The following is an 11,699-nucleotide window of genomic DNA, read 5'->3' as shown; positions in this document are numbered from 1 at the left end:
CTGGGCCAGAGCCAGGGCCCGCGCTTCGGCAGCTTCGCCGCGCTCTATGGCGTGGAGAACACCGCGCGGCTGATCGACGAGTCTCTCGCGCGGGGGTAGGGCCTTTTTTGATCGCTCACCCCGGCGCAGGCCGGGGCCCAGATTTGCGCGCTCATCTCGGATCCGGCTGGGTCCCGGCCTGCGCCGGGATGAGCGGACATGAAGCGGGTCCGGCGCGCAATGAGCTGACCAAACCGTAACCTCGCCTCAACACTCCTCTGGTTTAACATGGCGCAAGCCTTGAGGAGATTTCGCCATGCCTGTCCTTCGTTTTGCGCTTGTTGCGGGCATGATTGCCACCCTGCCAGCCTGTCTTGCCACCAAGGTCGTCACCGTGCCTGTCGGCGTGGCGGGCGATGTGGTCGAGGGCACGGCCAAGGGCGCCTACAAGGTCGGCTCCGGGGTGGTGAGCGCCACGGGCGATGCGCTGGACGGGCCGGAACGCGACGTGAAGCTGACCGTCAAGGTGAAGAAATTCAGTGGCGGCACAAAGACCTATACGCGCACGGTCGAGTCCGACGACATCGAGAAGACGCTCGAAAAGCTCGGCAAGAAAGGTACGATCATTGATGTGCGGGTGGACGAAGTAGACTAGGGTCTACTCCGCCGCCGCGATCAGCGTGGTCTTTGCCTTGGGCATTGTGCCCTCCGGCCAACCGGCCCAGAGCTCTGCCTCTTTCGCCTTCGCAACATCGACCGCCGCGTCCTTGACGTGGCCATAGCCGCGGATCTCGTCCGGTATTTCGGCGAGCGCGATGGCAAGGGTATGGTTCTGTGCGGTAAGTTCCTGCGCAATGCGGGCCAGGCCGGCGAGATACTCATCGCGCAGCTGGCGCTCCATGCGGCGTTCTTCGGTGTAGCCGAACAGGTCGAACCGCGTGCCGCGCAGGCCCTTGAACTTCGCCATCAGCTTGAAGACGCGGAACATCCACGGGCCGAAATGCTTCTTCTTCAGATGGCCTTCGGCATCCTTCTTGGCGAGGATCGGCGGGGCCAGCATGAGGCGCATCTTGCCGCCCTTGAACTGGCTGGCGACATAGTCGGCGAACTTGCCATCCGTGTAGAGACGGGCGACTTCGTATTCATCCTTGTAGGCCATCAGCTTGTAGGCATAGGTGGCGGCGGCTCGGGTCAGTTTCTCACCCAATTCTGCGGCATGTTCTGCGGCGCGGACCTGCGCCACGATGCTGCGGTATTTTTCCGCATAGGCGGCGTTCTGATAGGCGGTCAGGCGGCTGGCCCGATCCTCGATCAGCTCGTCGAGGGTTTTCTCCTCAATATGGCCGCGCGGGTCCGTCTGGGGCAGAAGACGGTCCGGGTCAGCGGCGGCGATACGGCCAATGTTGAAGGCGGACATGTTGTCTTCCACCTTCGTGCCGTTCAGGCGGATCGCGCGGTAGAGCGCCCGCAGGCTGATCGGGACCTGGCCTTTCTGCCAAGCGTATCCGACCATGATCATGTTCGTATAGATCGCATCGTGGAGGTAGCCGACAGCCAGCGCCTCGGCATCAAATGCGCCGAAATCACGGGCCTGACGCTTCACGCGCGCGGCCAGGAGGTCGCTCTCGAAACGCTTTGACCGATCCCGGATGAACTCGCTGGTCGGGGTGACGTCGGAGTTCGCATAGGCGGCGGTGCGGCCAACATCCATCAAATTCAGCGCGTCCCCGCCCGCCGCCACGACAAGGTCGCAGGCGATGATCAGGTCTGCGCTGGCCGGAGGAACCTTGCCGGTGGAGATCATCTCCGGCTCTTTCGCGAAGCGGATATGGCTGAGCACCGGGCCGCCCTTCTGGGCAAGGCCGGTCATGTCCAGGCTGGAGGCGGCATTGCCATCCACATGCGCGGCCATTGCCAGCACGGCGGCGACGGTGGTGACGCCCGTACCGCCAACGCCGGTGAACAGCACGTTCCAAGGCTCCGACAGTCCCGGCGTTTCGGGCAGGGGCAGGCCCGCATCGTCAAACTCCGGACGCGGCTGGTCCTGCCAGGCCGGCTCGCCATCCTGAATGGTCACGAAGCTCGGGCAGAAGCCCCGCAGGCAGGACAGGTCCGTGTTACAGGTTGACTGGTTGATCCGGCGCTTGCGGCCAAGTTCGGTCTCGACCGGCTCAACCGACAGGCAGTTCGATTTGATCGAGCAATCACCACAGCCTTCGCAGACCTCGGTGTTGATCACGACGCGCGTGCGGTCCGGTGCGCGCAGGCCGCGCTTGGAGCGGCGACGTTTTTCCGTGGCGCAGATCTGGTCGTAGATCATGACGGAGACGCCCGGCGTTTCGCGCAACATCTTCTGGACCTCGTCCAGCTCCTCGCGGTCGTAAATCTTCACGCGGCGCGGAATGTGTTTGACGTTGGCGTAACGGGTCGGATCTTCGGTGACGATGACAATGGTTTCGACACCTTCGGCTTCGACCTGCTGGGCAATCTGGGCCGGGGTCTGGCCGGATTCGACATGCTGGCCGCCGGTCATGGCGACGGCGTCGTTATACAGAATCTTGTAGGTCATGTTCGCGCCGGAGGTGACCGCGGCGCGGATGGCAAGGCTGCCGGAATGGGAGTAGGTGCCGTCGCCGAGATTGACGAAGACGTGCGGCTCGTCCGTCGCCCAGTGCTGGCCGACCCAGGCGATGCCTTCGCCGCCCATCTGGCTGGTCATGTCGGTTTTCCGGTCCGGCATGAAATTCGCCATATAGTGACAGCCAATNCCTGCCAGCGCGCGCGAGCCTTCCGGCACGACGGTGGAGGAATTGTGCGGGCAGCCGGAACAGTAATGCGGTGTACGGAGGGTTTCCGTCGCATTGGTGCGTGCGGCTTCCCCGGCGCGGCCGATGCGGTCGAAATAGGCCTTGGCCCGTGAGGTATCCCAGCCTTCCGGCAGGATCTTCATCAGTGCTTCGGCCATTTCCGGGATGGAGATGGAGGCAATGTCGGAGAGGAGGGGGCGGCCTTCGCGGTCGCGCTTGCCTTCCACCGTCGGGCGCTGGCCATCTGGCAGGTCATACAGCACAGAGCGCAACTGGTCTTCGATCAGCGGGCGCTTGTGTTCGATCACGACCACGCGTTCCAGACCTTTGCAGAACGCCCGGATCCCTTCCGGTTCCAGCGGCCACGGCATGGCCACCTTGTACACGGAGAGACCCAGGCGTCCTGCATCCTGCGGTGACAGGCCGAGCGCCGCGAGTGCCTCGAACACATCGCGGGCAGCTTGTCCCGTCACGACAACACCGACACGGGGTTTCGGCGAAGGCAGGATGACCTGGTCCAGCTTGTTGGCGCGCACATAGGCTTGCGCAGCGGGCAGCTTCACCTGACGCAGGCGGCGTTCCTTGTCGAGCGGGCTGTCGCCGCGCCGCAAATGCACGCCGTCTTCCGGCAATTGGAAGTCGGGCTGGATGAAATTGAAGCGGTCGAGATCGACGCTGACGACCGAACCGGAATCCATCGTGTCAGCGAGGGCTACGAGGCCGGTCCATGCGCCGGAAAAGCGGCTCATCGCCCAGCCATGAATGCCGTAATCCAGCACATCCTGGATCGAGGCCGGGTTGAGGACGGGGATTTCGGCGTCCGCCATGGCGTATTCTGACTGCGAGGGAAGAGTCGAAGACTTGCAATTATGGTCGTCGCCGATGATCGCCAGCACACCGCCATGATCGGAGGCGCCGGCAGCGTTGGCATGTTTGAACACGTCACCTGTGCGGTCGACACCCGGGGCCTTGCCGTACCAGATGCCGAACAGGCCATCATATTTTGCGCCGGGGAACAGGCCGAGCTGCTGGCTGCCCCAGACGGCAGTTGCGCCAAGGTCTTCGTTCAGGCCTTCCCAGAACTTGATATCGTGCGCGTCGAGCCATTTTTGCGCGGCACGCAATTGCTGGTCGTAGCCGCCCAGCGGCGAGCCGCGATACCCGGAAATGAAGCCGGCCGTGTTCAGATTCTGACGCAGATCGAGACGTTTGCGATCAAGTGGTAGGCGGACCAGCGCCTGAATGCCGGTCATGAACGCTTTTCCCTCGACAAGCTTGTATTTGTCGTCCAGCGTAACTTCACGATGTTGCATGATATGCCTATGAAATGAGGGTTTAGGCATATTATTGGGTAAATTAAGTGAAATTGCTTGCCTATCTTGCGCGATATTTGCTATTGCGGGGTTAAATTTACCAAGATACGCAAGAAAGTGAGCAAAGATTGCCCCAAGAACTAGATGCCGTCGACGCGCGAATCCTGGACATTGTTCAGCATGACGCCGGCCTGTCCGTTGCCGAGATCGCCGACCGCGTAGGCCTGTCTTCATCACCCTGCTGGCGCCGCATCAAGCGCATGGAAGAGGCGGGCTTCATCACGGGCCGGGTGACCCTTCTGGACAATTCCTCGCTCGGACTCAACTTTGAAGTGATGGCCAGCGTCAAACTGGCGTTGCCGAGCCGGGAAAACCTCGATGCGTTCGAGCAAATGGTTCAGGCGTGGCCCGAAGTGATCGAGTGCATGACCGTGACGGGCGCGGTGGACTACATGATCCACATCATCACGACAGACATGCACGCTTATGACAATTTCCTGCGGGACAATCTGCTCGGCTCGGCGCTGGTGTCAGATGTTCAGTCCCGCATCGTAATTCGCGTTGCAAAACGCACAACGGCGCTGCCGCTGGACCTGGTTGAGGATATCAAGAAACCGACCTCAGCCTGATTGGCGGTGCGCGCATGCGGAGGTGCGCGACATGCTGAAATGCCTGGTCACATTCTTGTTTGCGCTGGCATTGGCGATGCCTGCCTGGAGCGAATCGATGTCGCCCGAAGACCTGACTGCGAAGCTCGAAACGGTGCGCGACAAGGCGGGTCTGGTCGCGCTTGGCGCAGTGGTTGCGGATGCGGATGGGCAGATCCTTGCGCTCGCCGTGACGGGCGATCGCGTCCGGGGCAAGGGGGACGCAGCGCAACCGGATGATGCCTGGCATATCGGCTCCAATACCAAGATGCTGACCGCTTTGCTTTATGGGCGTCTCGTTGAGCGAGGGGAGGCCAGATGGGGCGCGACGCTGCCGGAATTGCTGCCGGACCTGGCTGATGAAATGGATGCGGCGTGGTCGGACATCACAATTGAAGACCTGTTGGCGCATCGCAGCGGGATGGCCGCCAATCCGGGTGTGACCTGGTTCCTGACCAGCCGGGCGTCTTCAAACACGGTGGAGGCGCAACGGACCAGTTTGGCAAGGGCTGCACTCGCCAAACCGCCCAAGACCGAGCCGGGCAGCTTCACCTATTCCAATTACGGATACATGGTGGCCGGCGCGGCGCTGGACCGTATCGCTGAGCGCATGGGGCATGAGAATTACGAATCCCTGTTCCTGGCAGAGCTGGTTCCGTCTGGCGAGGGATGGGGCTTTGGTCCGCCGCCAGAGGGCATTGAAGGCCACCGGAAAGGTCTGTTCGGCGGGCTGAAAGGGCAGGGCGCTGGTTTGGATGCGGACAATCCGCCTGCGCTGGCCCCGGCGGGCACGTTGCATGTACCATTGGAGGCGCATGCACGGCTGCTCAGCCGTTTCCTGACGCCGGATGAAACAGTAGCGAAGCTGCTCATGCCCTATCCGGACGAGGCGTCGGACTATGCGCTGGGCTGGGGCGTGGTTTCCGACAGTCCATCTGGCGCTGCGCTTGGGCACAGCGGGTCAAACACGATGTGGTTGTCTACGGTGAGGCTCTACCCGGATGCAGGAGTGGTCGTGATCGTCAACACGAACAGTTTCAGCGAAAAGGGCGTGCAGGCCCTGAATGGTCTGGCAGAGGATCTCGCAGCGGCCTATGGCGCAGCCCCGCAGGACTAGTCGCCCACAACGTCAATATAGGTGACGTGACCATCTGATTCGTTCAGTGTACGTGCGCTGCCATCCGGCCAACTCTGAAGCCGTGTCTGCATGCGCGGGGATGTGCGATCGCCTCCGAAGAGGGATTCCGGTTCGAAACATAGCCAGGCGAGCGGCGCGTCTGCCGTGGCCGCCGCGCCCGCCTCCTCGATCAGCCGCATGATGCGGGCGATGTCTTCCTTGGGCGGATAGACGAGGAAAACGGAGTGATAAACGACGGTCAGCCCTTCCGCCGGGCGGTTTGCGAGTCGATCCGTCAACCAGTCGACAGCGTCGGCCTGTTCGATCCGCACGCCCCTCTGGCGGGCAAGGTCGGCAGCTGCATCGAGCCGCGCAAGACGCCCGGCCTGGTCNGGCCAGGTATAGGATTTNAGGCGCAGATAGGCGGCTTCATCAGACACATCTATCGGGTTCAGATCGCATCCAGCGCGGGATTGGATCAGGGGCGCNGCTTCAAGGTGGGCAGGGGCGGGGCCGTTCCAGACGGTGGAAATGGTAACATCGCTGGGGCCGGGCTTTTGCCANGTGCCGCCATCATAGGTGAACCGATCCCAATTCTGGTTCAGGCCCGCGCTGGCGCCCAGTTCCAGCAGGTGCATGGGCATGCGAAATTTGGTGGCCAGCTCCAGAAAGCCGGGCAGAAGCGCGATGGACCGGCGCGTTTCATTCGTCTGCGGAGGGCTCTTCAGATAGGTGCGCGCATCCTCCGGATAGTTCTCCAGCCACGTTCTCGCCTCTCGCCAGACCGTATCCATGTTCCAGTCAGGTGACGCGGCGGGATAGGNGGCAGCGAGCGCCTTCGCCGTACCTGTCAGGACGGCGTGNTGCAGGTACCCGGTCAGGCGCAGGCCGAGCGCATCCTTGCGGGGATTGCCGCTCCAGTCGCCGCAAATGTCTGCAACNGGGCCGCCTGCGTCGAAATCGTCTGCNAACCGCCGGAGCAGCGCAGCGGTAAACGGTGACCCCAGATCCTCGCACCAGCGCGCCTGCTCGGCGAAATGGTCGAGGATCCGGGTTTCATCCAGCATATGGCCGCCCTAATAGCGTTCCAGCGCCATGGCGATGCCTTCGCCGCCGCCGATACAGAGGCTGGCCATACCCTTCTTCAGGCCACGATCTTCCATCGCGGCCAGCAGGGTGACGATCAGGCGTGCGCCGGAAGCGCCGATTGGGTGGCCCATGGCACAGGCGCCGCCATTCACGTTCAGCTTNTCGTGGGGAATGCCCAGCTCTTTCATCGCGATCATCGGAACCACGGCGAAAGCTTCATTCACTTCCCAGAGTTCAACTTCGTCGATGCTCCAGCCAGCCTTTTCGAGCGCCTTTTTCATGGCGGGCACGGGCGCGGTGGTGAAGTATTCCGGCTCATGCGCATGGCTGGACGAGGAGACGATCTTGGCGAGCGGCTCGAGGCCGCGCTTCTTCGCTTCGGATTCGCGCATCAGCACCAGCGCNGCCGCACCATCGGAAATGGCGGAGGCGTTGGCCGCGGTCACTGTGCCGTCTTTCGAGAACGCCGGACGCAGGCTCGGGATCTTGTCCGGGCGGGCTGTGCGGGGCAGTTCGTCAGTGTCGACAACCGTCTCGCCCTTGCGGGACTTGATCGTGACCGGGGCAATCTCGCGCTTGAACTTGCCGTTTGCTGTCGCTTCCTGGGCCCGCTTCAGCGTTTCCAGCGCGTAGGCGTCCTGTTGCTCGCGGGTGAACTGGTACTCTCCGGCAATCATNTCGGCGAACTCGCCCATGGGGCCGCCCTTGTAAGCATCAGACAAGCCGTCCAGCGCCATATGNTCCTGAGCGGCCATGGNGCCGTATTTGTGGCCCTTGCGGACCTGCATCAGGTGCGGGGCGTTGGTCATGGATTCCATGCCGCCAGCGATCACGATGTTTGCATCGCCTGCGAGAATGGCATTGCGNGCCATGACAGCGGCCTGCATGCCGGAACCGCACATCTTGTTGATCGTGGTGGCTTCAAGGCCCTTGTCCTGACCGGCTTTGAACCCGGCCTGACGGGCAGGGGCCTGTCCCTGGCCGGCAGGAAGGCAGTTGCCCATGATGATTTCATTGGCTTCGCCGGGGGCGAGCTTGGCTTCGCTGACGGCCTTCTCGATCGCGATGGCGCCCAGTTCGCTGGCTGTCAGGCCAGCAAGGTCGCCGAGCAAACCACCCATGGGCGTGCGGCCCATACCGACGATAACGACGGGATCTTGATCAGACATGGAGTTTCCTTCCGGTTCGGTTTTTTGCAGTTGCGAACACAAAGCGCTTCCGGGCCGGACTCGTCAAGAGGATCGCGAAGACGTGGTGTTCGACGGATATCAATTTTGCGAGATGGCGTTCCGGTCAGCGCACGCGTTGCGGGTTGGTTGCGTCTAGCCGGATTGCTTCGGCAACGATCTGCTTCACTGTTTCATCAACGTCTTCGACCGACCGGACCTTTACATGCCGCAGGGCCTTGCCAGTGCCTTCGATGCGATCTGGCGATGTGTTGGTGAGCTGCGCGCCATAGAAAAGCTGCAGATTGCACCGGTCCTTGTACGCGGCGATCGAGAAGATTCGCTCATTCCCGCTCCAGCATGGAAAACCCCATGCCAGCTGGCAGGACAGGGCAGGGCCTGTCTGTTCGATCAGGGCCTTGAGCGCGTTTGCGATTTCGCGCTGTTGAGGCTCAAGGCCCTCGAACCAGGATTCAACGGTTTTTGCCAAATGGGCTGCGTTACTTCTTCTTGCGCTTGGCCTTGTCGTCAGCCTTCGGCGGCATGACTTCGAACGTCATCTGAAGATTGACGCGGTATTTGTCGATCTTGCCGTTCTTGATGGTGGTGTACATCTCGTTGACATAGGCCGAGGCCAGACCTTTGACCGTGGCGTCAAATCGCGTGACGGCAGTCTGAATCGCATCCTCGAAGGATTTGGTCGATTCCGACATGATCTGTTCTGATTTCATGATAGCCATTTTGCGTCCCTTTCCTTTGCGGAAAGGGCATTGAAGACCCTGAAATCAGGTTTGCCAAGGGATTCCGCCAAATTGGCGCGAAAGAGCTTGGGCGATCAGACCAGCTGAAAACCGGCCTCAGAGCCCTTTTGCCATACGACCCGGGCGGGGCCGACAATTCCAACGCCAATGGCGTTGAGTGTTACAAATTCGGGCATGCCCTCATTCGTGGGAAAGCGAAGGCGCACGCCTGTATCAGAATGATCCAGTACGATGCCGCGGCGCTTGTAGCCTGTGTCATAGACGACATTGGCCTCGCGATAGACCGATGCGCGCGCTGGCCGGGGCCGTTCGCGGGATGGGGCAACCATTCGCTCAACGCGCTCAGCCGCAGGGGCAGAGGCAGCAGATTTCTTCGATTTGAACAAATTGTTGAACATGTTTTTCCCAGACAGGATTTCTTCAAGAACACCGATGCAACCCATGTGCCAGTTTCGGCGCTAACACGGGTGTACCGGAAAAATCCTTCAGAACACGTAAATGGCGGCGCCCGCAGGCGCCGCCAACTGTAATAAAACCTACGGTTTACGAGATTTACCAGATCCGGATGCGTTGTTCCGGAGGCAGGTACATTTCGTTATCCTCGGTAACGTTGAAAGCGTCATACCATTCGGCGAGGTTACGAACCACGCCATTCACGCGGTAGACCGGCGGAGAGTGTGGGTCGGTCAGCAATTGGCGACGCGTGGCTTCCTCACGGTATTTGGAGCGCCAGACCTGTGCCCAGGACAGGAAGAAGCGTTGATCGCCGGTCAGGCCGTCGATGACGGGCGCTTCCTCTTCTGCGCTGATTGTGCCGTCGCCATCGGTGTCCAGGCTCAGCTTGTAGGCCTTGTAGGCCATGGAGAGGCCGCCCAGGTCGCCGATGTTCTCGCCGAGGGTAAGGGAGCCGTTGACGCAGGTTTCGCCCTCGTCCAGCGGGCAGAGCGCGTTGTACTGTTCAACCAGCGCACCGGTCTTGGCCTTGAAATTGGCCTCGTCTTCGGCGGTCCACCAGTTCCGCAGCGTGCCATTTCCATCAGACTTGGCGCCCTGATCATCAAACCCGTGACCGATTTCATGACCGATCACGCCGCCAATGGCGCCATAATTCACGGCAGGATCTGCCGTCAGGTTGAAGAAGGGAGGCTGAAGGATTGCGGCCGGGAACACGATCTCGTTGCGGTTCGGCGAATAATACGCGTTGACCGTTTGCGGCAGCATGAACCATTCGGTGCGGTCAATCGGCTGGCCGAGCTGGGAGATCATGTCCTTCCAGGCCCAGTCATTGACGGCCATATTGTTCGCAAACGCGTCCGGGCCGACATTCAACTGTTCATAGGTCTCGAAATTCTCGGGATAGCCGATCTTCGGTGTGAACTTCGCGAGCTTGTCACGTGCCTCGACCTTGGTTTCCTCGCCCATCCATTCGATCTCGTCGAGATTGCTGTTCATGGCCAGGCGCAGATTGGCGACGAGTTCGTCCATGGCCGCCTTGTTCTCGGCAGGGAAGAAGCGGTCCGCATATACTTTGCCAACAGCTTCACCGACGGAGCCTTCGACGGTGGATACGGCACGCTTCCAGCGCTCACGCTGTTCTTCCGCGCCGCCAAGGGTCTTGCCGTAGAATTCGAAGGTCGCCTCATCGAGGCGCTTGGGCAGCACATCGGCATGGTCGATCAGGAAGTGTGCNGCAAGGTAAGCCTGCCAGTCTTCGAGAGGTGCNGTCTGCATGATCTCGAACAGNCCGGCAATGCCGCCGCCCGAAACCTTCTCGACCTGTTCCGGCGTCAGGCCGTTCTCCTCGATTTCTTCCGCNGTTGGCGTAACCTGACGTACGACGAACNCGTCTTCGCCGTTCAGGCCGAGATCCATCAGCATGGTTGCCAGCGGGAAGTCTCCGGCCAGGGCTTCAAGCTCGGCGCGGGTCATCTTGTTGTAGGTGAGGTTGCGATTGCGGCCAGCTGCGCGGTCCCAATGCGCCTCGGCCATGCGGGTCTCGAGCGCGATGACGCGATCGGCAGCCGCCTCGGGATCGTCGTAGCCTGCTTCAGTCAGAAGCGTGGCCAGCATGGTCTTGTAAGCTGCGCGGATNTCGAGATTCTTNTCGCTNTCNGTCAGATANTANTCGCGGTCTCCGATGCCGAGNCCGGATTGCGTGACATAGAAGATGTACTGGTCGGTCTGTTTGGAATCGACATCGACCCAGCCCGCAATCGGGGAGGAGTACCCNGTGGCGGCAAACAGCTTGGCGAGGTCTTCGCGGCTGGACAGGCCTTCAATCTTGCTGAGGTATGGCGTGGCAGGCGCCAGACCGGCGGCCTCAATCCCGCTTGTGTCCATATAGGCGTTGTATACGGACGCAACCTTGCCTTCGAGCGTGGATGGATCAGGCTCGGCTTCAGCAAGTTCCTGGATAATGTTCAGGACGCGCTGCTCGGACTTTTCNGCCAGCAGGGTGAAGGCACCNTACCGTGTGCGGTCGCTCGGGATGACAAAGCTGTCGAGCCATTTGCCGTTTGCGTATGTGTAGAAATCATCGCCCGGATCAACTGTTTCGTCGCGAAGGGTCAGGTCGACCCCCCAATCGCCCCAATANTCAGCGGCAGACAGTTCCAGCCCTTCNGGCGTCACATATTTTCCGTCTGCGTTGGGTGTTGTTGCAGATGTGGATGTCGCCTCCGTTGCCTCGGCGGGAGTGGCGGTTTCTTCCTGAGCGGCNGGGCCGCATGCTGCGAGCAGGGCAATCGATGCGGCCCCGAGCATGAGTTTCTTCATCAAGGTCTCTCCAATAAAAGGATGCGGCCCAGCGCGCATGCGGCC

General features: G+C 61.2%; 10 protein-coding genes. 3 read left to right on the top strand and 7 right to left on the bottom strand.

Annotated features, from left to right (window positions below; translation table 11 throughout):
- Positions 1-295 precede the first annotated feature (295 nt).
- Entirely contained in the window at positions 296-634 is a 339-nt protein-coding gene (locus CBB91_RS04865) for a hypothetical protein (RefSeq protein WP_273012491.1), read from the top strand.
- Positions 635-637: 3 nt separating this feature from the next.
- Here the strand turns inward: CBB91_RS04865 and CBB91_RS04860 are convergent, their stop codons facing one another.
- Positions 638-4,129, bottom strand: coding sequence for an indolepyruvate ferredoxin oxidoreductase family protein (locus CBB91_RS04860; RefSeq protein WP_273012489.1), 3,492 nt, complete (start codon positions 4,127-4,129; stop codon positions 638-640).
- A gap of 98 nt (positions 4,130-4,227) precedes the next feature.
- Here CBB91_RS04860 and CBB91_RS04855 point away from each other — a divergent pair, with 98 nt between their 5' ends.
- Both CBB91_RS04855 and CBB91_RS04850 read left to right on the top strand, forming a co-directional pair.
- A complete protein-coding gene (locus CBB91_RS04855; RefSeq protein WP_035554470.1) occupies positions 4,228-4,728 on the top strand; it encodes an Lrp/AsnC family transcriptional regulator in 501 nt (166 codons plus the stop codon).
- 31 nt (positions 4,729-4,759) lie between these two features.
- Positions 4,760-5,863 (top strand): serine hydrolase domain-containing protein, encoded by a 1,104-nt coding sequence (locus CBB91_RS04850; protein WP_273012487.1) that lies wholly within the window; start codon positions 4,760-4,762, stop codon positions 5,861-5,863.
- Here CBB91_RS04850 and CBB91_RS04845 read toward each other — a convergent pair.
- The 6 genes from CBB91_RS04845 to CBB91_RS04820 form a co-directional block, all read right to left on the bottom strand.
- Positions 5,860-6,930, bottom strand: a complete 1,071-nt coding sequence (locus tag CBB91_RS04845; RefSeq protein ID WP_273012486.1) for a DUF2332 domain-containing protein — start codon at positions 6,928-6,930, stop codon at positions 5,860-5,862. The two genes, CBB91_RS04850 and CBB91_RS04845, sit on opposite strands and share 4 nt — an antisense overlap.
- 9 nt (positions 6,931-6,939) lie before the next feature.
- Positions 6,940-8,121, bottom strand: a complete 1,182-nt coding sequence (locus tag CBB91_RS04840) for a thiolase family protein (RefSeq protein WP_273012484.1) — start codon at positions 8,119-8,121, stop codon at positions 6,940-6,942.
- Positions 8,122-8,245: 124 nt separating this feature from the next.
- Positions 8,246-8,608, bottom strand: a complete 363-nt coding sequence (locus CBB91_RS04835; RefSeq protein ID WP_035554476.1) for a DUF1801 domain-containing protein — start codon at positions 8,606-8,608, stop codon at positions 8,246-8,248.
- 10 nt (positions 8,609-8,618) lie between these two features.
- On the bottom strand, positions 8,619-8,858 hold the full coding sequence (locus CBB91_RS04830) for a dodecin family protein (protein WP_051602847.1): 240 nt from the start codon (positions 8,856-8,858) through the stop codon (positions 8,619-8,621).
- A gap of 95 nt (positions 8,859-8,953) precedes the next feature.
- On the bottom strand, positions 8,954-9,322 hold the full coding sequence (locus CBB91_RS04825) for a PilZ domain-containing protein (RefSeq protein ID WP_035554478.1): 369 nt from the start codon (positions 9,320-9,322) through the stop codon (positions 8,954-8,956).
- A 109-nt stretch (positions 9,323-9,431) separates the two neighbouring features.
- On the bottom strand, positions 9,432-11,654 hold the full coding sequence (locus CBB91_RS04820) for a M13 family metallopeptidase (RefSeq protein WP_273012481.1): 2,223 nt from the start codon (positions 11,652-11,654) through the stop codon (positions 9,432-9,434).
- Positions 11,655-11,699: the final 45 nt, after the last annotated feature.

Source organism: Hyphomonas sp. TMED31, from assembly GCF_002172815.1.
GTDB classification, from domain to species: domain Bacteria; phylum Pseudomonadota; class Alphaproteobacteria; order Caulobacterales; family Hyphomonadaceae; genus Hyphomonas; species Hyphomonas atlantica.
The sequence above is the reverse complement of the archived record's forward strand: the minus strand, read 5'-3'. Positions and strand labels throughout refer to the sequence as shown.

Bases quoted from the DNA above. Each gene is read 5' to 3' on its own strand.
- CBB91_RS04865 (WP_273012491.1), top strand. From the start codon at position 296: ATGCCTGTCCTTCGTTTTGCGCTTGTTGCGGGCATGATTGCCACCCTG.
- CBB91_RS04850 (WP_273012487.1), top strand. From the start codon at position 4,760: ATGCTGAAATGCCTGGTCACATTCTTGTTTGCGCTGGCATTGGCGATG.
- CBB91_RS04830 (WP_051602847.1), bottom strand. From the start codon at position 8,858: ATGGCTATCATGAAATCAGAACAGATCATGTCGGAATCGACCAAATCC.
- CBB91_RS04825 (WP_035554478.1), bottom strand. From the start codon at position 9,322: ATGGGTTGCATCGGTGTTCTTGAAGAAATCCTGTCTGGGAAAAACATG.